This is a genomic window from Sorangium sp. So ce327 (assembly GCF_051530205.1).
GTDB lineage: Bacteria > Myxococcota_A > Polyangia > Polyangiales > Polyangiaceae > Sorangium > Sorangium cellulosum_B.
Map to the genome: position 1 here is coordinate 11775914 of NZ_CP150330.1, position 25714 is coordinate 11801627.

Below are 25714 nucleotides of genomic sequence, written 5' to 3' on the forward strand. Positions count from 1 at the left end.
CACCTAGCCTGGATTTTCACAGCAGAAGATCGGTTAACATAAAGGCCACTGACGGCGGTCAAGCGAACGCGACCTCGAGCGAAGCTCCTCCCCACCAGGGGACAGCGACGGGCGTCGCGAGCAAGCCGGATTCAAGCAGCATCGGGTTGTGAGCCCGACGAGGGAGGCGCACGTGAACGCGCTGCGGGCTGACCTCGACCCTCGCCGTCGTGTCGAGGAAGCGGCGGAAGATCTGCCGCGCCTTGGCGTGCTCGAAGCCGTGCAGGTGCTTGCCGAGCAGCCGGTAGAGACCGGTGGCGATGACGGTCAAGGTCACGTCGAAGTCGACCTTCATGGCCACCGCAGACGACAGCGCATCGACGTGGAAGAAGTGGACCTGGTCCTCGAGGTTGTTCTCGATCAGCATGCGCCGAGCGTAGCGCTCGAGGATCGTGCGCGGCGTCGAGCGGGTGTCGTTGGTCAGCAGGACCGTGGGCTCGTCGTGACCAAGATCGCGCGCGCAGATCTGGCGGATCGGCGCGGGATAGTCCCTGCCCATCCGGATCGTCTCGTCGAGGACCTTGGGGTTGCGAAACTTGCGGTGCGGTACATCAAGCTCCACCCGGCGCCAGGCTGCAGCCGGAGCGTTCAGCACGTGGCGCTTGAGGACATCCGTGCGGCGGCGCAGCGTGACGAAGGTGATCCCCTGGGCATCGAGGCGGCTCAGGTTCTTGTAGGTGGTGAGCTTCGAATCGAACACGAGGTGCGGGGGCATTTGGCCGTGCGCCTTCTTCCAGAAGTCGACGAACCGCAGGACCTCATCGCTCTCCTCTCCCTTGCGCAGGTCGGCGTTGGCGTAGCAGAGCACGTCGGTGGCGGCGTCCTGGGCGATGAAGGTGAGCACGGCCTTGTCGCGGCGACTGCGCTTGGAAAGGTAGTGACGCTCGACGAACTCGTCCTGCCCGAAGAAGGGAACGGCGTGAAAGTCGAGGTTGAACGACGCGCCCGCGAGCGCGAGATGCGCGCGCAGGTGTTCGAGCCAGCCGCGCAGCAGTCGCACCGAACTGGAGCGGCCCAGGCGATCGGAGTACTGCGCGAGGAAGGTCGTCTTCGGGATGACGTTGAGCCCCGCGAACAGCGACAGGCCTTGGTCGAAGACCAGATCCATCACGTGGCTCTTGCGCTCGATGGACGTCAGCTTCAACGCGAGCGCTGCAAGCAGCGCGTGGGCTGCCGGGATCGCCTTCGAGCCAGGCAGGGCTGCTTCGTCGGCGAGCCGATCAAGGCCCACCTTGACGAGCAGCGGGAGGAGCACGAACAAACCGCCGACATGGGTCTCGAACGTCGCAGGGACGAGCTGAAAATCGCGGACATCGGCGCGGCTGGCGCGCTCGGGGCGCGTCCTGGCGGGGCGCTCGTCGTCCTTGCGACGCGGCAGCCTGGAGAAGCCCTCCTCGCGCAACACCTCGGTGATGGCCGTGGGGCTGAGCTCGATGTGCTGGCCCCGGAGCTCCTCGGCGATGTCGTAGATCGACAGGTTGCGCTTGCGCATCGCGATGATCAGGCGCCGGGCGCGGGACTTCTTCGGCTGCTCGTGCGGGCCGCGCATCGGCTCGGCGAAGAAGGCACGGTCAGGATCGTGCCGGAACTGATGGCAGAGCACGCGGAACGAGCCGGAAGTGTAGCCGAAGGCCTTCGCGACCTCGGCGCTCGAGCGACGCTCCACAAAGTAGGCGCGCAGCGCCTCGTACTGGCGGTGCCGCGCCTGGGTGGGCGCCAGGAAGAAGCGGGCGGGGTCAGTTAGGGCAGTTGGTGCGCTCATCGCAAAAAACGTGACCCACACATAAGGCATCACGTCAAGGTGAGGAGAGCGGTGCAGAGAAGCGATGAAGCCGATTTCTGCTGGATTTCAAGGTCGATCGGCGCTGCCGGCGCATCAGCTGCGTCCGCTGAGGGGGAGAGGCTGACGGACGAGAAATTCGCCCATAGCGCACCCTTTCCCCTCACGGCATCCTTGATGCCACCGCTTGCCTGTCTCACGCCGTTCGGCGTAAAACCGTGTCCCTCGATTACCGAACCGGAGGGCCGGCCTCATGCTGCGCCGTTAGGCGAACTATCTCGGTGAAAATCCAGGCTAGCGTACCGTATCGCCCTGTCACGATCCCCGGGGCGTCGATCTTTGCGGCGTCGTGGGTACCTGTGATGCCAGAGGACGACACAACAGGAATGCTACCGGAGCGTCGCTCACGTTCCGGGAGGTCGAACCCTCTCGAAGTCGGCGGGGAGGGGCATCGGGTAGTCTTTCTACCCCGATGGTGGAGACCGGGTGTCTCGCCTCGGACGAGCCGCGACGGCGGACCCGCCGGGTCGCTCGATCAGCGTGAATCCGAACGCGAGGAAGGTTGGGCACGGCTCAGCGGGGCGAGCGACGGCGGTCTGCGCTCGGGGTACGAACCCCGGAGGCGTCCCGCTTCCGCGTGGGAGGTTCAGCCGATGCCCATCACGGCCGACCTCTCTCTCGCCGCGATCGAGCCCTCCACCACGCTCTTGTGATCGTCGGCGGCTTCGCCGTGAGCTGCCTCCGCAGCTCGGTGAGCAGCGCCCCTGCCGCTGCGCCGCTCGTATGCGAAGCGCGCGGGCAGGCCGATGGGGCAACCCAGAACGCCGAAAGCCCGGCGACCCACGGGTCCCGGGCTCTCAACTACCTGTGCCAGCCGTCGTCCCGGCTGTCCTTGCCAGCCCCTCGGGCTGGCTTCCTCAATCATCTCGGGTGGGCCATGAAGGACTTGAACCTTCAGCCAATGGATTAAGAGTCCACTGCTCTACCAATTGAGCTAATGGCCCGAGTGAATTGTCAAACCGACTGAACCTGAGAGGGCTCCCGGGATCTCGCCGGAACGCTTGGGTCGCCCGTTGAGCCCGGCACGCCCGGCCTGATTCGAACAGGCGACTTTCGGATTCGAAGTCCGACGCTCTATCCAGCTGAGCTACGGGCGCTCCTGCGCGCCCCTCGGCGGGGCTCGCGGAACGCTTCTAACCGCACCGGCGGCGATATGTCAAGGCGTTGTAGCAACATGATGCGCAATTTTTAGGCCGCCCCACTCCGCGGAGCCCGGACGGACGTGCGCGTTGGGTGCATCCAGGCTCCTCCCCCGTGAGGCGCAGCGTCGTCCACCGGCACCTGCCGCGCGGCCACGGCCAGCGGCACGCCCTCCCCGGGCGCGCCTGGGCCGACGCGGCGGCGCCGGGCCCGGGGCGGCTGCCTCCTGCTCTCCTGCTCCCGCCGCGGCTGCGCCTTGCCCCGGCCGGCTGCGAAAGAAGTTCTCTGTCCGCGGCGCCGCAAGGTAGGGTCCGCTCCGCCATGCCGCTGCTCCGCCCGCTCTCTCGGCGCTGCCTCGCGTCGCGAGGCCCCATCGCCGCGCTCCTGCTCGCCCTCTCGCTCGCCGCGCCGGCCCAGGGCGCTCCCGCCGCGAGCGCGCAGCCGGCCGCGGCCGAGCAGCAGCCGGGCAAGAGCCCGCAGAACAAGCGCCTCGCCGCGCGGCGGAGCTCTACCGGCGGCGAAGGCGAGTCGCGCGCGGCGCGCAGCGCCCGATCCAAGGAGAAGGCCCAGGAGCGCGCCGGCAAGAAGCGCGCGGCGAAACGCGATGACGCCTCCCGCGCGGAGCGCGGCGGCACCGCAGACGCCGACGAGCGGAAGCCGCTGTCGAAGGGCGCTCCCAACCGCGGGCGGCTGACCGGCGCGGTGCGGCTCCGATCGTCGAGGCACCTCAAGACGCGCGAGGGCGCCAGGACATGGGGGCTGCCCGTGCTCGTGAAGACCCTGCGGCGCGCCGCCTTCCAGGTGGCCAAGAAGCACGGCGACTCCGCGCTGCTCGTCGGCGACCTCTCGGCCAGGACGGGCGGCGCGCTCGACGGGCACAACTCCCACCAGACGGGGCGCGACGCGGACGTCGGTTTCTACGTCGTCAACTCGAAGGGCAAGAACCTCCGCACGGACCGGTTCGTGGCGTTCGACGATGAGGGCAACGCCATCGGCCTCCCCGGCGCGCGGTTCGACGACGCGCGCAACTGGGCGCTCGTCCAGGCGCTGCTCGAGGATCGGCAGGCGGGCGTCAAATACCTCTTCGTGACCGACGCGCTGCGGGCGCGGCTGCTCGCCCACGCCGCGAAGAAGCGCGTCCCGGCAGACCTCCGGGCCCGGGCCGCGGCCGCGATGATGAGCCCGAGGGACGCCGACCTGCACAACGACCACTTCCACATCCGCGTGATGTGCCCCCCGTCGATGCGCGGCGCCTGCATCGAGGAGTCGCTGGCCCGGCCCGCGTGCGCCGTCGACGAACCGAAGAAGGCCCTCGACTCCGCGGCGCCCGCGGCGACGGAACCGGACATCTACGGCGTGCCTTCCCGCTGACGCCCTCCCGCGCTCAGGCCGCTGGCACGGCCCCGGCCGGCGCGTCGCCGTCTGCGATCTCCACAACGACCGGCGCGTGATCCGACGGGCGCTGGAGCTCGCGCGGGCGCGTGTCGATCGACACATCGGTGCACCGCGCCGCGAGCGGGCGCGTCACCAGCGCGAGATCGATGCGGAGGCCCTTGTTGCGCCTGAACGCGCCCATCCGGTAATCCCACCAGCTGTACGCCTCCTTGGCGGGGTGACAGGCGCGGAACGCGTCCACGAGCCCCCACTCCATCAGGCGGCCCAGCGCGGCCCGCTCGTCCGGATGGCAGAGCACCTGCCCCTCCCACTTCTTCGGCTCGGCGACGTCGATCGCCTCGGGCGCGACGTTGAAATCGCCGCAGATCACGATCGGCTGATCCGGGCGGTAGCGGGCCTCGAGCTCGCTCCGCAGCCGCGCAAGCCACGCGAGCTTGTAGGCGAAGGCCGGCGTGCCCACCGCCTGGCCGTTGGGCACGTAGACGTTGATGACCCGGATCCCCTCGATCGTCGCCGCCAGCATCCGCCGGGCGACGTCCTGCTCATCGCCGTCGAGGCCCTTCTTCACGTCGTCGACCGAGAGGCCGAAGCGCGTGGCGATCGCGACCCCGTTGTAGGACTTCTGGCCGAAGATGACGGAGCGATAGCCCACCTCGGAGAGCGCGGCCTCGGGGAAGCTGCCGTCCTCGACCTTCGTCTCCTGCATGCAAACGACGTCGGGCGCGGCGCGGACCAGCCAGCTCGTGAGCTGCTCGAGCCGCGTGCGGATGGAGTTCACGTTCCAGGACGCGATGCGCATAGGTCCTCCGGGCGATAGCGGATGAAGAGCCGGGCGGGAAGCCTGGGTTCGGGGCGCGCGCGGGGTCCACGGCGCCCGATCACAAGGCCGCCCGGATCACGTCGAAGAGGCCCTCCGGATCGTCGACATGGAGCCAGTGGCCGGCGCGCGGCAGGACGTGGACCGAGAGCCAGGGCGCGCGCGCCGCGAGCGCCTCGAAGCGATCGCGCGAGGCCGGCGAGATCGACGCGGACCGGCCGCCGAGCACGACATGGATGCGCCGCGGCTCCACGCCTGGCACGCCCGGGCCGGCCGGCGCCGGCGGGTCCTCCAGGACGTGCCACAGATCGCGGGCGAAATAGTCGGTGAGCAGCGCGTCCAGGATGTCGAGGTCGAGCCGGATGCGAAAGCCGTCGCCCTCGCGGCGGACGTTCATCGCCAGCCAGTCCGCGATGCCGCGGCTGAACCCGGCGGCGTGCACCGCCTCGAGGAACGCCTCGCGCGACGGCATGGGCTGCGGGATCGCGCGGAGCATCTCGAGCACGCCGGGGCTCTCCGATCCGCTCTCGCCGGCGGGCCTCGCGCTCGGATCGGCGTCAAGGATGAAGCCGCGCTCGATCCCCGTCGGCCGGCGCCCGAGGTAGGCGAGCGCCACCTTGCCGCCGAACGAATGGCCCATCACGCCGCGGATATCGAGGCCGAGGCGGTCGCCCAGCCGGAGCAGATCGTCCGCGGCCGCCGCGATCGTGTGGGGCGCAGGCGGGCTCTGCGACATGCCGTGGGCCCGCAGGTCGACAAGGATGAAACCCCACGGCCGGGCGGCCGCGCCAGGCGCGCCCTCGGCGGCTTGCGCCTCGACGAGGCGTCGGATGAAGGTGCGCCAGTTGGCGCCCGAGCCGAAGATGCCGTGCAGCACGAGCATCCAGCGGGCGGGCGCCGCGGAGGGGGCGGAGACGAGGGCGTGGTGGGGCACGAAGCCGTCGTGTGCGTTCATGGCTCTCCGGACCGCGCGAGCGCGCGGCCTGCGCCTAGCGCTAGCATGGACCCATGGCCAAGAAGCCCCCCATCGCGCCCCCGAGCGCGGACGCCACGGAACACGAGGGCATCCAGCCGGCGAAGCCCGCGCGGTTTCACGGCGCGGCGCTCGCAGGGGCCAGCTTCGACGACGTCGACCTTCGCGGCGCGCGCCTGCACAACGCCTCGCTCGCGGAGGCCGAGCTCGACGACGTCGACCTTCGCAACGCGCGCCTGCACAACGTCTCGCTCGCGGGGGCCGAGCTCGACGACGTCGACCTTCGCGACGCACGCCTGCACAACGTCTCGCTCGCGGAAGCCGAGCTCGACGACATCTCGCTCGCCGGCGCGCGCTTCAACGACGCCGACGCCGCCACGACCCGCTGGTCCGACGCGAGCCTGCGCCGCGCTCGCTTCGAGGGGTCGGACCTCCGCGAGGTCGAGATCGTCGGCTGCGCCATCGACGGGCTCACCATCGACGGCGTGCGGATCGATCGCCTGCTCGAGGAGGCGAAGTATCAATCACGCGCGAGCCAGGCCCCGAAGGCCACCGAGAAGGAAGCGCCGCCGAAGAAGCCGAGAAAGGGGCGGAAACCGTAGCGCCCCACCCGCGGAGCGAGCGGGCAGCGCCCCGCGCGACCGCGGGCGGTTACGCCTCGATGAGCCCGGTGCGGACCGCGATGCGGGTCAGCTCGACCGCGCTCTTGCACCCGAGCTTCGCGTAGATGCGCACGCGGTGGGTCTCCACCGTCTTCGGGCTGATCGTCAGCCGCGCGGCCGTCTCGCGCGTCGACACGCCGGCCGCGAGCAGCCGCAGGACCTGGCGCTCGCGCGGCGTCAGCGCGTCGAGACCACCGGAGCCCTCGCTCGCCGGCTTGCGCATCGCGCGCACCACGGCCCCCGCGATGCTCGAGGAGAGCGGCGCTCCCCCGGTCGCGATCCGGCGGATGCCCTCGATGACCTCCTCGAGCTTCGAGGTCTTCACGAGATACCCCTGCGCGCCCGCGCGGAGCGCCTCGGCGACGCGGAACTCGTCGTCATAGCCGCTCAGGACGAGGAGCTTCGCCTGCGGCAGCTGCGCTCTCAGCGCCCCGAGGAGCTCGATGCCGTCCCGGTCGGGGATGTTGAGATCGACGAGCACGACGTCCGGCTTGCAGCTCGCCGTCTCGCGCAGGGCGTCGGCCGCCGTCCCGGCCTGGCCCACGACGACCATGTCGGGCTCGTCCGAGAGCGCTCGAGCGAAGCCTTCGCGAACGACGGGGTGATCGTCGATCAGATAGATGTGCAGCTTGCTAGCAGGGGTTTCCGCCATGATGACCACAGGGGGATTGGAGTGTCCTTCAGACCACAATTCGATACCCGTGAGCAGTTCAAGTCAAGCTGCTCGGGTCGTCCTGGGAGGAACCTTACAGGGGTATCAGGTGCTCAACGATCTGCAAGCAGCGGCGCGGCGGCAAGCCCAATTGGTGAGGAAAACTCCGTCCTGAGCGAGTTTCGGAGCTCGACGGAGATCCGCGCGACGTGGAATGCGCAACGGAGGACGTGATGGACGGTGCAACGATGCGCCCAGAGCGGCCTGCGCATGCGGTCGCGGCAACCGTCTGGTATCCTTCGCGCGCCTCATGCGCCGGAATGGCCAGCGATCCAGGGAAATACGATGAGCTCGCCGGTCCCCGCTCCCGGCCCGGCCGCCACCTCGCCCTCGCCGCGCGCGGCCGCGGAGATCTTCGTCGTCGATGACGACCCCGCGCTCGTCGAGTCGCTGCTCGACCTGCTCTCCGACGAGGGCTACCGCGTTCAGGGCTTCACGCGGCCGCTGGAAGCGCTCGATCGCCTCGCCCGCGGCGCGCGGCCGCGGGCGGTCCTGCTCGACTACGTGATGCCCGAGATGACCGGCGAGGAGTTCCTCGCCGCGCTCGCGGCCGCGGGCGTCGAGGTGCCCGTCCTCCTGCTCTCCGGCGTGAACGAGCCCAACATCCGCGGCGCCGTGGCCGGCGTGCTGGCGAAGCCCTTCGACGTCGACCGGCTCCTCGTCGTGCTCGAGCGCCTGACCGGCGCCGTGCAACGCTAGCGCACCGGCACCGCGGCCCCCCGATCCTGGCTCGCACAGGCGCGGCGGCACGCTCCTCGCGTCCCCTGACCCCCAGGAGGAGCCGAGGATGTCGTCGCTGCTCGAAGACAGCGCCACCGGGTCGACCGTCCTCGCGCGAGGCGGATCGGGCAGCCCCAGCATCGCGAACGCGCCGGCAGCCGCGGTCAAACTGCCGGGCGAGCTGCACCACCGCTTCCGCTTCATCGCGATCGACGCGGGCCTCCTCGGGGAGGCGGCCGACGGCGCCGCGGCGCTGCTCGACGCGCTGCTCGCGATGGGGGTGCGCGTGGCGCTCTTCACCGATGAGCCCATGCCCCACCTCGCGCGGCGGCTCGCTCGCGGCGTGCGCGCCGAGAACCGCAGGCGGCTGTTCCTCGGCGCGCTCGAGGGCGCGGAGCTCCACGGCTTCGATCGCCGCGGCGCCGCGGTCGCGCTCGCCGCCCGCGCGGAGCCGGACGGGCGCTCCGCCGTCGCCGCGCTGCTCGCTCAGGTGATCGCGCCGCTCCGCATCGAGCCGCACGATCGGCTCGCGATCTCGCCGGAACCACGCGAATCACGCGAATCACACGACGGCGCGGCGGCCTCCGCGGCGCGCGGCCTCCGCGGCGCGCCGGAGCTCGCGGGCGCCGTCCACGCGACGGCCGGCGCGCAGCGGCTCCACGAGATCCTCGCGCTCCAGCGGGATCTCGAGGGCGAGCTCGGCTCGCTCGCGGCCCCCCGAGACGCCGCGTGGCTCATCGAGGAGCCAGGGTTCGACGTCGCGCGCGAGCACGAGATCGAGTCGCTGCTCGCGATCGCCAACGGCTACCTCGGCTCGCGCGCGTCGCTGCCGGAGGGGTCGAGCGTGTCGCGGCCGGCGACGTTCATCGCCGGCGCCTTCGAGCCCTCGGCCGACGTGAGCCGCGTGCCGGAGCTCGTCATCGCCCCCGACTGGGGCCGGCTGAGCGTCGCCATCGAGGGCGAGTCGTTCTCCGCGGAGACGAGCGGCGTGCTGCACCACCGCCGCGCCCTCGACATGCGGCGGGGCGTGCTGCTGCGCGAGGTCCTGCGGCGCGGCGAGGGAGGCCACCTCACGCACCTGCACACGCTCCACGCGGCGTCGCTCGCGAACCGCCACGTCCTCATGGAAGCGCTCAGCGTCGCCCCCCTCAACTTCACCGGGACGATCCGCGTCGACGCGATCCTGAGCGGCGACGTGAAGAGCGCGAGCGGCGCGGCGCACTGGGCCGGCTTCGCGGCGGACGCGGGCGCGAAGAGCCTGCTGCTCGTCGGGCACACGCACGGCGGGCTCGTGACCGCGATGACCTCGCACCTGCGGGAGCTCCCGGAGCAGGCCGCGGAGAGCTCGCCCCCGCTCGAGGCCCTCGAGGGCGCGCGCTGCGAGCGCACCACCGGCGCGCGATCCGTCGCCGAGCGCTGCGACGTCGGCGTCCGCGTCGCCCAGCAGCGCCGCCTCTTCCGGACCACGACGCTGCACACGTCGCGCGACACGCCCACGCCGCGCGAGGCGGGCCAGGCGCTCCAGGACGAGCTGTCGAGCCGCGTCATGGCCGACGTGCTCGGCGAGCACACGCGGGCGTGGGCGGAGCGATGGCGCCGCGCCGACGTCGAGATCGACGGCGCCCCCAGGATCGAGCGGGCGCTCCGGTTCGCCCTGTACCACCTCATCGGCGCCGCGAACCCGGACGACCCGCGCTGCTCGATCGGCGCGCGCGGGCTCAGCGGGGAGGCGTACCGCGGCCACGTCTTCTGGGATACGGAGACCTTCCTCGTCCCGTTCTACACGCACTGCTACCCCGAGGCCGCCCGCGCGCTGCTCCTCTACAGGCACCGCACCCTCGCCGGCGCGCGCCGCAAGGCGAAGGCGCTCGGCTACGAGGGCGCGCTCTACGCGTGGGAGTCGGCGGACACGGGCGACGAGACGACGCCGGCGCTCGTCGTCACGCCGTTCGGCGAGGTGGTCCGGGTGCTCTCCGGCGAGCAGGAGCACCACATCAGCGCCGACATCGCGTACGCGGTGCACGCGTACGTCCGCGCGACCGGCGATCTCGACTTCCAGCGCGGCGAGGGGGCCGAGATCCTGATCGAGACGGCGCGCTTCTGGGCGAGCCGCGCCGAGCTCGGGCCGGATGGCCACGCCCACGTCCGGCGGGTGATCGGGCCGGACGAGTACCACGAGACCGTGGACGACAACGCGTTCACGAACTGGATGGCGCGGCACAACCTCCGCGTCGCCGCCGCGCTCGTCCGGCGCAACGCCGTGCGCGCGGACGTGCTCGCGCGGCTCGACCTCCGGCCCGACGAGCCCGACCACTGGTGCGACGTCGCCGACCGCCTGCTCCTCGGGATCGACCCGCAGACCGGCCTGATCGAGCAGTTCGCGGGCTACTTCGGCCTCGCGCCGTTCTCCATCGCCGACTACGCCGTGCGCAGCGCGCCGGTCGACGTCCTGCTCGGGCGCGAGCGGACGCAGGCGTGCCAGGTGGTGAAGCAAGCGGACGTCGTGCAGCTCATCGCGCTGCTCTGGAGCGCGGTGCCCGCGAGCGCCCGGCGCGACAACTTCCTCTACTACGAGCCGCGCACCGCCCACGGCAGCTCGCTGAGCCCCAGCGCCCACGCGCTCGTCGCCGCCCGGCTCGATCTCCACGCCCACGCCGAGCGCTACTTCGAGCAGACCGCCGACATCGACCTCGGCAACACGATGGGCAACTCCGCGGGGGGCGTGCACATCGCCGCCATGGGCGGCCTCTGGCAAGCCGTCGCGTTCGGCGTGGCCGGCGTCACGCGCGTGCCGCGGAGCGCGCTCTCGGAGGCGCTCCCCCACGCGCCGCCGTGCCCCGACGAGGACGAGGCGATCGGGATCGAGCCGCACCTCCTGCCGGGCTGGCGGCACCTCAAGATCCCGATCGCCTGGCGAGGCCGCGCCCTCGAGATCCACGTGGAGGACGGGGCGGTCGAGGTCGCGCTCGAGGGGAGCGCGCCGCTGCCGATCTGCCTGCTCGACGCGGGCGCGCCCGCCTGCGCCGTGCTGGCGGAGCCGGGCCGCCGCTATGCGACGCGGCGGCTGGGCGGCCGCGTCACGCCATGGGAGGAGGTCACGCCATGCTGAGCGTCGTACGCAACGGGTCCCCGGTCGGGCTCCAGGCGCCGCCCGGGCCGGCGCCCCCGGCCGAGCTGCCCCACGAGGCGTACGAGGAGGCCGACGAGCGCCCGCCGCAGAGCGGCCTGCAGCGCAGGAGCGTGGTCGTCGTGCTCCACGGCCGCCGCGCCCACCTCGGCGCCGTCGCGCTCGGTCGGCTCATCGCCCGCGGGCTCGAGGCCCCGCTGCGCGGGCTGTGCCTCTCCACGGAGCCGATCGACGCGAGCGAGGTGCCGGCCCACTTCGGGATCGCCCCGGAGGCGCTGCAGGGCATGGTGCTGGACGTCGAGGCGAGCGACGATCCGGCCGGCGCGCTCGCTTCAGCCGTGGCGAGCTGCGGGACCGCGCTCGTGATCGTGGCCTCGCACGCGGACGAGCCCATGGACCCGCGCTTCGGCGTCGGCCAGCTCGCGGCGCGCGCGCTGGAGTCCGCCGCGCTCGGTGTCCTCGTCATCCGTGAGGAGCCCTCCCCGCCGCGGCTACAGCGCATCCTGCTGCCGCTCGACGGGACCCCCAGCACGGCCAGCGCGATCAGGCCCGTCGGGGAGGTCGCCCGCAAGCTCGGCGCCGAGCTCGACATCGTGCTGGTCGGCTGCGCCTCGCCGCGAGAGGCCGCGGATGAGGGGCCGCCCGTCTCGACGCCCGTGCCCTTCGAGCCGGGCGCGATGGTGGCGCCCCTCTACGTCGACCAGCCCCAGCACGAGTGGCCCGCGTTCACCGAGGAGTTCCTGGCCCGGTTCCTGGGCGCGATCGGGCACTGCCCCCACGGCGTCTCCACGCGGTTCTTCCTCGGCAAGGGCGAGCCGGCGGCGGAGATCGCGCGCCTCGCCTGGCAGCTGGCGAGCGACCTCGTAGTGCTGGTCTGGCACGGGCAGCTCGCCGATCACCATGGCGGCGTCATCCGCGACGTGCTCGCTCGGGCGCCGTGCCCCGTGCTGGTCCTGCGGCGCTAGCGCGCGCCCCACGTGACGCGTGACGCGCCCCGGCGGCGGCGAGGCGCTCGCTCGCGGCCTTCGATCGGCGCGCGGGCGCCTCGCCGGGCGGGCTCCACGCCAACGACCGGCGAAAGGCGCTATGGTGCGCCGCCATGGTCTCCCGGAAGCTGCCCCCCAGCGAGTGTCGCAAGATCGTAGAGCCGCAGAGCTTCCGCTTCTCCACGACGGAGGAGGTCGCGCCGCTGTCGGCGGGCATCGGCTCGCAGGAGCGCGCCCTCGCCGCGCTCGCCTTCGGCCTCGACATCCGCCAGCCCCGCTTCCACGTCGTCGTCGTCGGCGCGCCCGGCACGGGCCGCACGTTCTGCGCGCGCGCGGTCGCGAAGCGGATCGCGGCGAGCCGCCCGACGCCCGACGACATCCTCCTCCTGCCGAACCCGCACCGCCCGAGCGAGCCGACGGTCCTGTCGCTGCCGCCGGGCGAGGGGCGCCCCTTCGTCGAGGCGATGGAGGAGCTCCACGAGAAGCTGGTCGACGCCCTGCGCGGCGCGACCGAGGGCGAGCGCTTCAAGCAGGCGCGCGGCAAGATCCAGCGCCGGGTGAACGCGGAGGAGCGGCGGCTCGAGGAGCAGCTCAAGTCCGCGGCGCGCGAGCTCGGCCTCGACCTCGTGCGCGGCGAGGACGAGGTGCAGATCACCTCGATCGAGGACGCCGCCAACGCGCCGGACGGCGAGGCCCTGCTCGCCATCGCCGGCTCCATCGAGGAGTTCGAGATGCGGCTCGCCACCGTGCAGGACGAGGCCGACGTCGAGCTGCGCGGCGTCGTGAAGCAGCTGCTCAGCGACGGGGTGAAGGCCTGCTTCCAGCCCGTGCGCGCGCGCTTCGAGGGGCGCAACGACATCAGCGCCTTCCTCGCGGACGTCGAGACGGTCGTGTCGAAGGAGTTCCGCCTGCTCGTCGACGAGGCGCGCGGCGAGGAGGGCGGCGCCACCCTCCCGCGCGGCGTGGTCGTCCCGACGCTCCTCACGGAGCACACGCCCGACTCCGGCGCCCCGGTCGTCGATGTCCCCTACCCCACGCTGACCGCCCTGTTCGGCCGCACCCACGCGCCGCCCGACTCCGGCTTCCCGCCGGAGCCCGGCTTCGCCGTCGCGGGCGCCCTCCACGAGGCGGCCGGCGGCTTCCTCATCCTGCCCGCGGGCGCGCTCCTCAAGAACGAGGCGCTCTACGAGCAGCTCAAGGCCTGCCTCCTCGCGGGCAAGTTCATCGTGCCCGAGCACAACCCGTCGTACTTCCGCGGCACCGCGGAGGAGCTGCTCTTCCCGCCGATCCCCATCGACGTGAAGGTCGTCCTCGTCACGAACCCGCAGCTCTACCAGGATCTGCACGACGCCGATCCGGAGTTCTCGCAGCTCTTCAAGGTGCAGGCGCGCTTCGAGACGACGATCTCGCTCGATCAGGCGCTCCTCACGTACCCCGCGTTCCTCGCCGGCTTCGCGCACGATCGCGGCCTCCCGCCGATCACGGCCGACGGCGTGACCGCGCTCCTCTTCCACGGCGGCCGCCTCGCGGAGAGCCAGACCAAGGTGAGCGCCCAGGTCGGGCTCATCGCCGAGGTCGCGACCGAGGCCGGCTACCGGGCCCAGCGCCGCGGCCGCAAGGTGGTCGACGGCCCCGAGGTCAACGAGGCGCTCGAGGCGGCGCGGCGCCGCGGGAGCCATTTCCGCGACCACGTGCACGAGCTGCTCTCGGACGGGACGATCCGCATCGACGTGACCGGCCGGCGCGTCGGGCAGGTCAACGCCATCTCGGTCCTGTCCGACGGCCCGCAGACGTTCGGCCGCCCCTGCCGGGTGACGGCGGTCGTCTACCCGGGCCGCGAGGGCCCGGTGAACATCGCGCGCGAGGTCGAGATGTCCGGCCCGCTCCACAGCAAGGGTGTGATGGTCCTCACGGGCTTCCTCGCGGCCCGGTTCGCCCAGCACCGCCCGCTCTCGTTCGGCGCCTCGCTCGTCTTCGAGCAGACCTACGAGCCCATCGAGGGCGACAGCGCCTCGTCGAGCGAGCTGTACGCGCTCCTGTCCGCGCTCTCCGGCGTCCCGATCCGGCAGGAGCTCGCCGTGACGGGCAGCATCGATCAGCAGGGGAGCATCCAGCCCGTGGGCGGCATCAACGAGAAGATCGAGGCCTTCTTCGATCTGTGCGCCGCCAAGGGCCTGACGGGCGAGCAGGGCGTGCTGATCCCGAGCGCGAACCGCGACGCGCTCATGCTGCGGGGCGACGTCGTGACGTCGATCGAGGCCGGCCGCTTCCACGTGTTCGAGGTGAGCTCCGTCGAGGAGGGCATCGAGATCATCACCGGCGTCCCCGCGGGCGTCGCCGACGCGGACGGAAGGTATCCGGAGGGGACCGTGTTCCACGCGGCGGACCAGCGGCTCGAGCGGTTCCACCAGGCGATCGCCGACACGCAGAAGGGCGGGACGAGCGCGGATCCTCGAAGAATGCTCAGGGAGCGCTGAAGAGGACCGATGGCAGCGAAGCGCACGGCCGAACCCGCGCCGATCCACGCCGGAGCCCGCCGATGACGCGGCGGCTTGTCCTGCTCGCGGCGGCCGGCGCCGCGGCGCCGCTGCTCGCGTGGGGCGCGCTCGCGCGGTGGCGTGATGGGTCGCTCTCGCTCGGCGCCGCCTGCGCGGCCGCCGCGGCGATCGCGCTGCTGGTCCTCCTCGGCGGCGTCGTCCGGCGGCGCTTCGCCGCGAGGCCCGGTCTTTCCTGGCGCCAGACGCCCGCGGCGCCTCGGCTCCCGCGGACGGGGCGGCCGGCCGCGCGCCCGGCGGAGCGCGCCTTGACGCCGCCGACCGAGCTCGACGATCCGCGGATCATCTACGCCTTTGCAGCCCAGGCCGTCGGTCAGTCGCTCGCCTGGGAGGGGAGCTACAAGGCGGCGGCCGCCTCGCTGCGCGACGTGCCCAGCGACTGGATACCTCCGCAGGTTCGGGTGCTCGTCATGAGCAACCTCGCCCAATGGCAGCTCTGCGCCGGCGACATCGAGTCCGCCCGGCGGCTCCTCCCGGACCTGGACGAGGAGCGCGCGCCGGCGTCCGTGCGGCCGCTCGTGCGGGGAGCGCGCGCCGCGGTGCTCGTGCGCACCGGCGACGTCGAGGCCGCGCTCTCCCTGATCGGCCTCCGCGATGGCGAGCGGGAAGAGCCGACCGAGGTGCGCCAGCGCTACCGCATCACCCGCGCGCACGCGCTCACCGCGCTCGGCGAGCCCGCCGCGGCGCGCGCGGAGCTCCGCCGGGTGGTCGATGACGTCGGCGTCGACGAGCTCTGCCGCTGGATCCCCGCGGGCGGGCCCGCCCGGGCCACGATGATCGAGCTCATCGACGAGGGCTGACGGATCCGCGCGTCTCCGATCTTCCGCGCCGCCGCGAGGCCGCGACTCGCCAGGCGCGGATCTCGAGTCGCTCGAGTCGGGCGCAACTCGGATCGTCACGCCGCTTGTCAAGCGTCATTTCCCTGGTTTGTCGCGCGGGAAGCCCCTGTCTGCCGGCGCCGGGCGCTCGAAGCCCACAGCGCGCATCGTGTGCGCTTCCCCGGGGATTCCGGTTCGCGGTGGGGGAAGCCACGTTGCGAGCGCCTGGCGGCTGGTAGAAAAAGGATGCTGTACGCAAAGTGCATCGGGCCAGGTAGCCTTTTCGCGTCGACCGGGGGAGAACGCATGCCAACCTGTATGGGTGGCCAATGAGGGTGGAGGCGCCACGGGGGGTGATCGGCGGGTGTTGCACCGGTTCAACCAGCCCCACGCGCCCCGTCCTGGCGACTCCCCTCGCTCACAGGAGCCCGCCCCGGAGGCTCCCGTGAACCGCCCAGCGGATACGCCGTCCCATCGCATCCTCATCGTGGACGACAGCCCCACGTACCTGAACCAGGTCGCGGCGGCGATGCGCGACGAAGGCTACTTGCCGGTGCTCGCCCACTCGGGGGAGGAGGCGCTCGCGCGGCTCACGGTGGCGCGCGTCGACGGCATTCTTCTCGACATGGTGATGCCGGGTCTGTCGGGCCCGGCCACGTGCCTCCGCATCAAGGCGAACGCCTCGTGGCGGCCGATCCCGCTGCTGATGCTCACCGGCCGCGACGACCACAAGGCGATCCTCGACGCCCTCTCGGCCGGCGCCGACGATTTCGTGACGAAGACGGGCGAGCTCACGGTGCTGAAGGCGCGCCTGCGCGCCCAGCTGCGCAGGAAGCATTACGAGGACGAGAACCGCAGGATGCGCGAGCTCCTCCTGCGCCGGGAGATGGAGGCGGCGGAGGCGCGCGCCGACCGGCGCCTCAAGCAGAGCGAGGAGCGGTTCCGCCTCATCGTGGAGGGCGTCCAGGACTACGCCATCTTCATGCTCGACCCCGCCGGCCGCATCGCCAGCTGGAACCCGGGCGCCGAGCGCATCAACGGCTACCGCGCCGACGAGATCATCGGCTGCCACTGCTCGGTCCTCTTCCCGCCGGAGGACGTCGAGCTCGGCAGGCCCGTCGCGGAGCTCGAGTCCACCGTGGAGACCGGCCGCTCGATCCAGGAGGGCTACCGCGTCCGCAAGGACGGCACCCGCTACTGGGCGAACGAGGTGATCAGCGTGCTCTTCGACGAGGCCGGGCAGCTGCGCGGCTTCGCGAAGGTCACCCGCGACGTGACGGAGCGCCGCCGCGTCCACGAGGCGCAGCGCATCCTCGTCTCCGCCGGGCAGATCCTCGGCGAGTCGCTCGATTTCGAGGAGACGCTGCGGCGCGTGGTCCGCGTCGCGCTCCCCGACTTCGCGTCGATCTGCGTGCTCCTGCTGCAGGACGAGTCCGGCGCGATCGATCGGCAGGTGACCGCCCACGCGGATCCGTCGATGGCGATGGCGACCGAGCTGCTCGGCAGGATCACGGCCGACTCTGCCGGGCGAGGGATCGGCAGGGTCCTGCGCACGGCGCAGCCGGAGCTCATCCCCAAGGTGACCGACTCCTTCGTCCGCGCGATCTCGTTCGATCAGGCGCACTACGAGGCGCTGCGCTCGCTCTCGCTCGCCTCGCACCTCACGGTCCCGCTGACGGCGCGCGGCCGCACGCTGGGCACGCTCTCGTTCGCCTCGACGCACCGGCGCTACGACGCGGTCGATCTCGACCTCGCGCAGGATCTCGCGCGGCGCGCGGCGCTGGCCGTCGACAACGCCCGGCTCTACCGGGAGGCGCAGCTCGCGGTGCGCGCGCGCGACGATTTCCTCACGATCGCCTCGCACGAGCTCCGCACGCCGCTCACGCCCATGCAGCTGCAGGTCGACGGCCTCCTGCGCGCCGGCAAGCGCGGCGGCCTCACCGCCGAGCGCGCCACGCCGCGGCTCGAGATGATCAAGCGGCAGGTCGAGCGGCTCGCCCGGCTCATCACGAACCTGCTCGACATCTCGCGCATCTCCGCGGGCCGCCTGCAGATCGAGCTCGAGGACGTCGATCTCGCGGCCACGGTGAACGAGGCGCTGGAGCGGTTCCGCGAGGAGCTCTGCTCTGCCGGCTGCCCCGTCAACCTGTCGGCCCCCGCCTCGATCGTCGGCCGGTGGGATCGCCTCCGGCTCGATCAGATCGTCACGAACCTCCTCTCGAACGCCGTCAAATACGGCGCCGGCAAGCCCATCGACGTCACGCTGGAGGACCTCGCGGACCGCGCCCGCCTGACGGTGAGGGATCGCGGCATCGGCATCGCCCCGGAGCAGCAGGCCCGCATCTTCGAGCGCTTCGAGCGCGCCGTCTCCAGCGAGAACTACAGCGGCTTCGGCATGGGGCTGTGGATCGTGCGGCAGATCGCCGACGCGCTCGGGGCGACGATCCAGGTCGACAGCCGGCCGGGCGAGGGGGCGACCTTCACCGTCGACCTGCCGAAGGAGCCTGCCTGACGCCCTCCACGCCGCGCGCCGCGCGCCGCGTGACTAGAGCGCCCGCCGCACCCGGCGGCGCTGCTCGATCATGTGCTGGGTGATCTGCTGCCTGCCCTCGGCGCGCTCCACCAGCGTCCACACGTTGTCGCCGCGCTCCCTGCCCGCGCAGTCGAGGAGCGCGTCGGCCGCCTGCTCGGCGGGGATGAGCCCGTCGTGCCGCCCCGGGAGCTCCACCACGGCCGCGCGCGTGCAGAGCCCGCCCATCGTGGCCAGCATCCGGCGCACGATCTCGCGGAAGATCGCCTCGTCGAACGCGTCGCGCTCGCCGGCGCCGAACAGGACGAGCTTGTCGAACGCCATGCGCGGCTTGCACGGGATCATGACGACCTCGCCGAGCTCGCCGGTGATCAGGCCCTGCCGCCGCAGCTCGGAGATCCGGCCGCCGAGCCGCCAGTCGCAGAGGCCGGCCACGCCGTGGGCTGGCCGCGCGTCGCTGAACGGGGCGCACGCGAGCACCTCCGAGTCGAGCTCGTCGAGGCTCTGCAGGTCGGGGGAGATGAACCGTAATTCCACGTGGATCAGACGCTGATGGCGCCCTTGCGGAAGTCGCTCTTCGCGATCTTCACGTTGACGCAAGCGGGCCTGCCGCACCGGAACGCCTCGTCCAGCGCGGGCCCGAGCTCCTCGACGCGCTCCACGCAGGCCCCGAAGCCGCCGAGCGCCTCGACCACGCGGTCGTACCGGGTGAAGTCGAGCGACGTCGCCGGCGCGCGGCCCTCGCCGTAGAGCTCCACCTGCCCCCGGCGGATCTGCGTCCAGGCCGCGTCGTTCCCGATCACGCTCACGACGGGGATGCCCTGGCGCACCATCGCCTCGAACTCGAGCGCGTGGAAGCCGAACGATCCGTCGCCGTACACGAGGACCACGTTGGCCTCTGGCCGCGCCAGCTTGGCCGCCATCGCGTAGCCGGGGCCGACCCCGAGGGTCCCGAGCGGACCGGGGTCCATCCAGAGCTGCGGCCACTCGAGCTTCAGCACGTTCGCGGCCGTGGCCACGAAGTCCCCTCCGTCGCCGATGACGATGTCGTCCTTGCCGAGGCGCTTGCCGATCTCCGCGCAGACGCGCAGCGGGTTCGGCGGGTCGCCGTCGCTCGCGATCTCCGCCAGCATCTTCGCGCGCGATCGCTCCTCCGCCTCGCGCACGGCCGAGAGCCACGCCGCGGCCGTCTTGTCGGGCACCTCCGCGAGCAGCTGATCCAGGACGACGCCGCTGTCCCCGTCGATCCCGACGTCGACGCGGCGGTTCCTGCCGAGCTCGCTCCCGTCGAGATCGATCTGGACGACCTTGGCCGCCGGGCTGATGGCGCGGCCGTACTCGAGGCGGAAGTCGAAGGGGGTCCCGAGCACCACGCAGAGGTCGGTCTGCGAGAGCGCGAAGCGGCGCGAGCGGCTCATGAGCCCCGGGTGCGCGTGGGGCAGGGCGCCTCGGGCCATGCCGTTCAGGTAAAAGGGCGCCTTCACCGCGTCGGCGAAGCGGCGCAGCGCGTCGCGCCGCGGCGACCACCGGAGCTGGCTCCCGACGATGAACATGGGCCGCTCGGCGTCCCTCAGCAGGGCCGCGGCCCGCGCGACGGCGGCCGGGTCGCCCCCGGGGCGAGGCGGGGCCGCGGGCGCGGTCGCGGGCGCCTCGTCGCCGGCGTAGTTCATCAGCAGGTCGAGCGGCATCTCGAGGAAGACCGGGCCTGGCACGTTCGCCTGGGCGACGCGGAAGGCCGAGTCCACGTACTCCTGGATGCGATCGGTCGAGGGGACGGAGACGCTCCACTTCGAGATGGGGCGCATCAGCTCGACGTGGTTCATGTCCTGCAGCGAGCCCATGTCGGCGAGGGCGCGCGGGCCGGCGCCCCCGAGGACGACCATCGGGACGCCCGCGCGCTGGGCGTTGGCGACGGCCGTCACCACGTCCGTCACGCCGGGCCCCGCGGTGACGGCGCACACCCCCGGCCTCCCGGTCACCCGCGCGTACCCGTCGGCGGCGTGTCCGGCGGTCTGCTCGTGTCGCACGTCGACCACCCGGATGCCGTCATCCAGGCACCCGTCGTAGATCGCCTGGATGTGCCCGCCGCACAGGGTGAAGAGGTGCGTCACCCCGTGTCTCGCGAGGGCCTTCGAGACAAGCCTGCCGCCGTGCACCTGCGCCATGGGGCCGGCATATACCATGTGCGACCCAGCGTCCTGCCGGCGAGCGGTCGGTTCGCGCCGCCGCCCGTGCGCGGGCGCGCGCCGCCCGGCCGCGTCGCCGGCCCGGGCCGCTCGGCGCCCCGAGCCGGCGCTCCGGGGACGAGCCCCGTGCCACGCGTCGACGGCCGCACGACCCTCGCGCCGCGGCGGCGCGTCGAGGAGTCCACTCGTCAAAACATCACCGGAGCTCGGGGGTCGTGTCCGCCTGAAACCCCCATTGTCCGGGTGGTAGGCAAGTGTTCTTCCTAACCTCCCGACCTCGTCCGAGCTCTCTCGGGATCAGAGCACCACCCGCTTGCTGGCGCGCGCGCCGCCTCCCTGACGGGTGATCCACGCTATCGCCCGATCAGGTCGGCTATCCGACCGCCGAGAAGGATAACCCCCCTTCCCGGGGTGTTACTGTAAAAATACAGCTCCGCCACAGCGCCGACTCCGACCTTGGATGCGAGGTCGTCGCCCCACCGCGACGGCCGACGCCTTTGCGATCACAACCCGACGCTGTTCTCTTCTATCCGGGCCACGAGATGATATAGTTGGAACCTTATTGCAGGTGCCAGCTCGACACCGCCACCTCTCTCGACCTCTCCCCGGTGCTCCTCCCCTGCAGCCGCCGGCCTCGGAGAGGGTCCGGTTCTCTGCCGGCGGGGCCATCGCGCCGCCGGCGGTCGCCTCCGGCGTCGGCGCTCCCCGCAACCTGGCGGAAACAATTCGGAGGGGGCTGGGTGGGTGGCGCCCCCGAGCTTCTGTGAGGAGCGTAACCGGTTCAGGGCCGTCGCGGCGATCGGCGGGCGCTGGGTGGTTGGCGACACAGGGCGTGTCGAGCTCACCGAGCCCTCACGGGGCGCGCGCGGCGCGGCCTGCCGCGATGCATGGCGCGCGGCGAGGGAGCGCCGCGACGACCGGGCAGCGGGTCCGGCCGATGGCGGCGCTGGCGCGGCTCGCCTGCCGCGTGGCGATGACACACGATCTCCATGACGTGTGCTCGCCAACTCCTTTGCCGCCTGCCGACCTCGACAGGCAGGAGGCGTGGAGCCGCTGCGGCGATCTGGGCAGCGTCAGGGGTGAACACGAGCCATCTTGTGCGACGCTCTCGTGGACGCTGCCTTCACAACCTACGTCCCGAGCGGCGTCTACCACGTGTGCGCCGACTTCACCCGTCCGGGCGTTCCCGACACCGGATCGCCATGTTGCATTCACTGGTATGCGCCGAGACCTTCTCCGTCCATGGCGCATCATTTCATCAACGCGCGATCGCTCAGGGCATCACGCGCTCCTGTTGAAGCGCAAGGAGGGCCGAATTCTCGGCGATTTTGCGCGCGGTCCCGCGGGGACTCTCGTGCGCTGGCGCCTCCCCCTCTCGCAGCGTTCATTTCAAATATCCTGCGCTCACAGAACGTTACCCAATACACCAAAATCACGCGTGACTGCTTACATGAGCTGGCGAGCTTGTTGTTTTCTATTTCGGGAAGGCTCTGTATCGGTTATGCGGGATAAGAGGACGCGCAATCGCGCTTCGCTGGAGTAGCATCTTCCTATGTCGGAGCCCCCTAGTAGCAGTCAGTTGATCCGGATACCCATGGTGCTGGCGCTCGACTGCAGCCCCCATTTTCTGGCTCGTTGCCGGAGGGTTGCAGCGCGGGCTCGTTTCCTCGTCCGCTCCTGCGATGCAGGCTCGGCGTGGGGGGTGGCCGTCCGCCTCCGCCCGCTGGCCATCGTCTTGCCGAGCCACTTGCACGATCGTGCGCCGAAGACCTTCGAGCTGCTCGCGGAGGACGCGGGAGCACGCCTCGTCGTCGTGGAGTCCGAGCAGCTGCCCGCGGGCGAGCTGGAGGGGCACATCACCTACGCGATCGGCGAAGCAAGCCGCGCGCGCGGCGCCTAGGCTGGAGCGGGGGTGCAGGTTCGTGCGCTGCGGGCTCGGCCGCCGGGCAGGCGGCCCGCCGCCGGGCGCCCCGGCCGCGGGCCTCAGTCGGCGCGGACGCCCGCGGTGAAGTGGAAGCCCCACGTGTGGTCGAGCGGCGGGCCGAGCTCCTCGTCGAAGGGCAGCAGCAGGCCCGTTCGGAGGAACGCGAGGTTGCGCTCGATGGCGAGGAAAGGCTCGACGGCCAGGACGTAGAGATTGCGGGCGACGGCGTGCCGGATGCTCACGTTGTCGAACGTGGGCAGCGCCATCCCTTGCACGCGCACGCCGCCGCCGATCCCGTGGCCGATCTGGAGCTCGGCGGCGTGCTGGATCGCGACCTCGTACTCCTTGTTGCGGCCGAGCGGGATGTAGAGCACCGGCTCGAGCTGGAAGCGCCCGATGATCAGTGAGCCGACGTGGGCCTCGGCGCCGAGGCGCGCGTGGATGGGGAGGATGCTCGGGAAGTACTCGTGGAGATCCCAGTACGCCCGGCTGGCGCTGACGGGCTCGTAGCTGGCGTGGTGGTGGGTCTTGCCCGAGAGCGTCGCCAGCCCGACGTCGCCGCCCACCGTGAGCCAGACCGTCCGGCCGACGCGGGCGACGTGATGGGCGCCGAGCGTCACGTTGCCAAGCACGGCGTCGGTGCGCTCGGCCATCGCGAGCCCGAACGGGAGTCGGACATCGAGGAACGTGTGCTGGGCGAACGGCATGCGGGCGAAGAGCGCGACCGCGAGCCCGGAGACCTCGCCGTCGCCGCCGGTGAACGAGGAGGTCTCCAGGCCGATGGCGCCACGCTGGCTCAGCGGGACAACCCCCTCGTCGATGGTTCTGCCGCCCGACCCGCGCGCGGGCGGCGGCCCCAGCTCGGTATCCGAGAGGGACAGCACCCAGGGCGCCGGCGTGCTGCTCTTGCGGCCCGCCTCCGCCCCGCCCGGCTTCCGGTCGGGCGGCGCCGGGTCCGAGGGCGGCCCGGCGGCTCCCGGCGCGGTGTGCGCCTCTTCCGGCGCGAGCGGCGAGGCGTCCGGCTCAGGTGCGCCCGCTTCGGGCGCGCCGACCGCCGGGGGCTGCGGCGGCCCGCCGGGCAACGGCGTCGCGGGCGGCTGCGGTGTGCCTGAAGCCGGCGGCTGCGGTGTGCCCGGCGCCGGCGTCGCGGGCGACGGCGGTGTGCCCGTCGCCGGCGTCGCGGGCGGCTGCGGTGTGCCCGGCGCCGGCGTCGCGGGCGACGGCGGTGTGCCCGTCGCCGGCGTCGCGGGCGGCTGCGGTGTGCTCGGCGCCGGCGTCGCGGGCGGCTGCCGTGCGCCCGGTGCCGGAGGCGTTCCCGCCGACGCGGAGGGCGCAGGGCTAGCTGTCGGGCGAGGCGTCGCGGGCTGCGCAGCGGAGGGCGCGGCCGCGAGGGTCGCCGCCAGCCAGGTAAGCGAGGACAAGACCAGGATTCGACGTGGCATCGTGTCTCCTTGGAGCGCGCATCCTATCGTCTCGGCGGGCGCGCGCGGTCTGCTCCGGCGAGCGCTGGACGCGCCTCGGCCGACGCGAGCGCCGACCCGCGGCGAAACGGGCGCGGGGCGCCCCGGAGGCAGAGGCGACCGCCGCGCGGCGCCCCGCCGCGGAGCGGCGGCGCGGGGCCGGGCCCTCCCGCGCGCCGCTACAGCAGCGCGGCGAGGGCGGCCGCGAGCCGCTCGTAGTGCGGCCTGTCGTTGTAGATCTGGGCCGAGATCCGGAGGTGCCGCCGGGGCGACGCGGGCCAGGCGAACACCGGCACCTCGATCCCCCACCGCTCGAGCAGCGCGTCCTGGAGCGGATCGAGGCGCAGCCGGGGCGACGGCGCGTCGGGGAGCGGCACCGTCGCGAGCGCGCCGATCATCGCGTCGGGGCTCGGCGGCATGCAGCCGAGCGCCTCGCACAGGAGGTCGCGCGCGGCGAGCGCCGTCGCCCGGTTGTGCGCCTGGAGCGCGGGCCAGCCGCCGGGCACGAGCGCGGCCATGGCGCGGAGCGCGTCCGCGACGCAGAGCGCCGCGCTGGGGTCGGCCGTGCCGGTCCAGTCGAACTCGAGCAGGAAGCGCGACCTGTCGGTGCGCGGCGAGTTGGCGCCGTGGCTGATGGAGAGAGGGCGGACCGCGCCCTGCTTGTCCCGCCGCACGTGGAGGAACGCCGCGCCCTTCGGCGAACAGAGCCATTTGTGGCAGTTGCCGGTGTAATAGGCCGCCCCGAGGGCGCGGAGATCGAGCGGCACCATGCCGGGCGCGTGCGCGCCGTCGACCAGCACGTCGACGCCGCGCTCCGCGAGCGCGGCGATCAGCGAGGCGACAGGGAACACGAGCCCTGTCGGGCTCGTCACGTGGTCGACGAGGACGAGGCGCGTCCGCGGCCCCACGCGCGCGAGCACCGCCTCGACCACCTGCTCGGGCGCCTCGATGGGGAACGGCACCGGCGCGATCACGACGCGCGCACCGGCGCGGGCCGCGACCGCCTCGGCCGCGTTGTTGCAGGCGTTGTACCCGTGATCCGTGATGCAGAGCTCGTCGTCGGGTCGCAGCGAGAGCGACCGCAGCACCGTGTTGACCCCGACGGTCGCGTTGGGGACGAACACGAGGTCGTCGACGTCAGCGCCGACGAAGGAGGCGAGCGCGCCTTGGGCCGCGTCGAGCAACGGCTCCAGCTCGCGAAGGAAGAACCGGACCGGCTCGCGCTCGAGCTGCTCGCGGTAGCGCTGCTGCGCCTCGAGCACCGCGCGCGGGCAGGCGCCGTACGAGCCGTGGTTCAGGAAGGTGACGGCCGGGTCGAGCGACCAGAGCTCGCGCACGGCGGCGGCGCGCGACTCCGGGAAGGCGTTCGGGTTCATGGCGAGGAGCGGGCCCCGAGGAGGCGACGTGCCGGAGGGCCCGGAACAATGTCGCGCGGGCCCCGACCCCTGTCGAGGGCCACGCGAGGAGCGGCTGCCAGTCCATGATGGATTGTATCGTCAATGTTGAATCATGGATCAACCATGACCGGATTCCCCCGGTCATGCAGAGCCGGTCAACCCGTCCATGATGGACATGGCGTCCGGTCGTCCCATGACGGACATCGCATCTGCCTTCTCATGGCGGACACCGCACCTGCCATCCCACGATGGACATCCCATCTTCGGTCCCATGATGGACACCGCACCTGCCCTCTCATGATGGACGCCGCGCCCGCCCACCATGACGGCCCGTCATCGACGGGCAGGCGTCAGCGGCGACGAGCAGGCATCAGCGACGGGCAGGCGTCAGCGGCAACAGGCAGGCATCGGCAACGGGTAGGCGCCAGCACGG

The 25714-nt window shown here is 72.3% G+C and carries 17 protein-coding genes and 2 tRNA genes; 9 read left to right on the forward strand and 10 right to left on the reverse strand.

The genetic code is table 11. The annotated features are described in order from the left end of the window. Positions 1–58: 58 nt before the first annotated feature. The 3 genes from WME95_RS44265 to WME95_RS44275 form a co-directional block, all read right to left on the reverse strand. Positions 59–1801, reverse strand: coding sequence for a transposase (locus WME95_RS44265; RefSeq protein WP_437905217.1), 1743 nt, complete (start codon positions 1799–1801; stop codon positions 59–61). Between the two features lie 949 nt (positions 1802–2750). Then, a tRNA-Lys gene (locus tag WME95_RS44270) sits at positions 2751–2823 on the reverse strand. 79 nt (positions 2824–2902) lie between these two features. Next, a tRNA-Arg gene (locus tag WME95_RS44275) sits at positions 2903–2976 on the reverse strand. A 364-nt stretch (positions 2977–3340) separates the two neighbouring features. Here WME95_RS44275 and WME95_RS44280 point away from each other — a divergent pair. After that, positions 3341–4390: a penicillin-insensitive murein endopeptidase gene (locus WME95_RS44280; protein ID WP_437905218.1), complete on the forward strand. Its 1050-nt coding sequence runs from the start codon at positions 3341–3343 to the stop codon at positions 4388–4390. A 13-nt stretch (positions 4391–4403) separates the two neighbouring features. On the opposite strand, the gene xth is transcribed toward WME95_RS44280, so the two are convergent. Further along, a complete protein-coding gene (xth, locus tag WME95_RS44285) occupies positions 4404–5213 on the reverse strand; it encodes an exodeoxyribonuclease III (protein WP_437905219.1) in 810 nt (269 codons plus the stop codon). Between the two features lie 79 nt (positions 5214–5292). After that, positions 5293–6186 carry an alpha/beta fold hydrolase gene (locus WME95_RS44290; RefSeq protein ID WP_437905220.1) on the reverse strand — a complete coding sequence of 298 codons (894 nt, stop codon included), beginning with the start codon at positions 6184–6186 and terminating at the stop codon, positions 5293–5295. Positions 6187–6239: 53 nt separating this feature from the next. On the opposite strand from WME95_RS44290, the gene WME95_RS44295 reads away from it, so the two are divergent. Next, positions 6240–6806, forward strand: coding sequence for a pentapeptide repeat-containing protein (locus tag WME95_RS44295; protein ID WP_437905221.1), 567 nt, complete (start codon positions 6240–6242; stop codon positions 6804–6806). Between the two features lie 49 nt (positions 6807–6855). On the opposite strand, the gene WME95_RS44300 is transcribed toward WME95_RS44295, so the two are convergent. Next, on the reverse strand, positions 6856–7518 hold the full coding sequence (locus WME95_RS44300; protein ID WP_044970202.1) for a response regulator: 663 nt from the start codon (positions 7516–7518) through the stop codon (positions 6856–6858). Positions 7519–7863: 345 nt separating this feature from the next. Here WME95_RS44300 and WME95_RS44305 point away from each other — a divergent pair, with 345 nt between their 5' ends. From WME95_RS44305 to WME95_RS44330, 6 genes are all read left to right on the forward strand, one after another. Beyond that, entirely contained in the window at positions 7864–8277 is a 414-nt protein-coding gene (locus WME95_RS44305; RefSeq protein ID WP_012240729.1) for a response regulator, read from the forward strand. Between the two features lie 88 nt (positions 8278–8365). Next, positions 8366–11407 (forward strand): glycoside hydrolase family 65 protein, encoded by a 3042-nt coding sequence (locus tag WME95_RS44310; RefSeq protein ID WP_437905222.1) that lies wholly within the window; start codon positions 8366–8368, stop codon positions 11405–11407. Then, positions 11401–12390: a universal stress protein gene (locus tag WME95_RS44315; RefSeq protein WP_437905223.1), complete on the forward strand. Its 990-nt coding sequence runs from the start codon at positions 11401–11403 to the stop codon at positions 12388–12390. The genes WME95_RS44310 and WME95_RS44315 overlap by 7 nt, the downstream gene beginning before the upstream one ends. Positions 12391–12524: 134 nt before the next feature. Continuing rightward, on the forward strand, positions 12525–14888 hold the full coding sequence (locus WME95_RS44320; RefSeq protein ID WP_437905224.1) for an AAA family ATPase: 2364 nt from the start codon (positions 12525–12527) through the stop codon (positions 14886–14888). A 62-nt stretch (positions 14889–14950) separates the two neighbouring features. After that, the gene (locus tag WME95_RS44325; protein WP_437905225.1) at positions 14951–15766 is read left to right on the forward strand and encodes a hypothetical protein; all 816 of its coding nucleotides are present in this window, start codon (positions 14951–14953) and stop codon (positions 15764–15766) included. A 463-nt stretch (positions 15767–16229) separates the two neighbouring features. Next, positions 16230–18296, forward strand: a complete 2067-nt coding sequence (locus WME95_RS44330; RefSeq protein WP_437905226.1) for an ATP-binding protein — start codon at positions 16230–16232, stop codon at positions 18294–18296. Between the two features lie 33 nt (positions 18297–18329). On the opposite strand, the gene WME95_RS44335 is transcribed toward WME95_RS44330, so the two are convergent. Then, positions 18330–18851: a M17 family peptidase N-terminal domain-containing protein gene (locus tag WME95_RS44335; RefSeq protein WP_437905227.1), complete on the reverse strand. Its 522-nt coding sequence runs from the start codon at positions 18849–18851 to the stop codon at positions 18330–18332. A 5-nt stretch (positions 18852–18856) separates the two neighbouring features. Then, positions 18857–20479, reverse strand: a complete 1623-nt coding sequence (locus WME95_RS44340) for a thiamine pyrophosphate-binding protein (protein ID WP_437905228.1) — start codon at positions 20477–20479, stop codon at positions 18857–18859. A gap of 1723 nt (positions 20480–22202) precedes the next feature. Between WME95_RS44340 and WME95_RS44345 the strand changes: the two genes are divergently transcribed. Next, entirely contained in the window at positions 22203–22400 is a 198-nt protein-coding gene (locus WME95_RS44345) for a hypothetical protein (RefSeq protein WP_437546818.1), read from the forward strand. 83 nt (positions 22401–22483) lie between these two features. Here the strand turns inward: WME95_RS44345 and WME95_RS44350 are convergent, their stop codons facing one another. Beyond that, positions 22484–23866 carry a hypothetical protein gene (locus WME95_RS44350; protein WP_437905229.1) on the reverse strand — a complete coding sequence of 461 codons (1383 nt, stop codon included), beginning with the start codon at positions 23864–23866 and terminating at the stop codon, positions 22484–22486. Positions 23867–24063: 197 nt separating this feature from the next. Beyond that, on the reverse strand, positions 24064–25260 hold the full coding sequence (locus WME95_RS44355) for an aminotransferase class V-fold PLP-dependent enzyme (RefSeq protein WP_437905230.1): 1197 nt from the start codon (positions 25258–25260) through the stop codon (positions 24064–24066). Positions 25261–25714 lie beyond the last annotated feature (454 nt).

Coding starts and splice junctions, on each gene's coding strand:
- WME95_RS44265 (WP_437905217.1), bottom strand. CDS start 1,801: ATGAGCGCACCAACTGCCCTAACTGACCCCGCCCGCTTCTTCCTGGCG.
- xth (WP_437905219.1), bottom strand. CDS start 5,213: ATGCGCATCGCGTCCTGGAACGTGAACTCCATCCGCACGCGGCTCGAG.
- WME95_RS44295 (WP_437905221.1), top strand. CDS start 6,240: ATGGCCAAGAAGCCCCCCATCGCGCCCCCGAGCGCGGACGCCACGGAA.
- WME95_RS44325 (WP_437905225.1), top strand. CDS start 14,951: ATGACGCGGCGGCTTGTCCTGCTCGCGGCGGCCGGCGCCGCGGCGCCG.
- WME95_RS44315 (WP_437905223.1), top strand. CDS start 11,401: ATGCTGAGCGTCGTACGCAACGGGTCCCCGGTCGGGCTCCAGGCGCCG.
- WME95_RS44300 (WP_044970202.1), bottom strand. CDS start 7,518: ATGGCGGAAACCCCTGCTAGCAAGCTGCACATCTATCTGATCGACGAT.
- WME95_RS44290 (WP_437905220.1), bottom strand. CDS start 6,186: ATGAACGCACACGACGGCTTCGTGCCCCACCACGCCCTCGTCTCCGCC.
- WME95_RS44355 (WP_437905230.1), bottom strand. CDS start 25,260: ATGAACCCGAACGCCTTCCCGGAGTCGCGCGCCGCCGCCGTGCGCGAG.
- WME95_RS44310 (WP_437905222.1), top strand. CDS start 8,366: ATGTCGTCGCTGCTCGAAGACAGCGCCACCGGGTCGACCGTCCTCGCG.
- WME95_RS44340 (WP_437905228.1), bottom strand. CDS start 20,479: ATGGCGCAGGTGCACGGCGGCAGGCTTGTCTCGAAGGCCCTCGCGAGA.
- WME95_RS44280 (WP_437905218.1), top strand. CDS start 3,341: ATGCCGCTGCTCCGCCCGCTCTCTCGGCGCTGCCTCGCGTCGCGAGGC.
- WME95_RS44350 (WP_437905229.1), bottom strand. CDS start 23,866: ATGCCACGTCGAATCCTGGTCTTGTCCTCGCTTACCTGGCTGGCGGCG.
- WME95_RS44320 (WP_437905224.1), top strand. CDS start 12,525: ATGGTCTCCCGGAAGCTGCCCCCCAGCGAGTGTCGCAAGATCGTAGAG.
- WME95_RS44305 (WP_012240729.1), top strand. CDS start 7,864: ATGAGCTCGCCGGTCCCCGCTCCCGGCCCGGCCGCCACCTCGCCCTCG.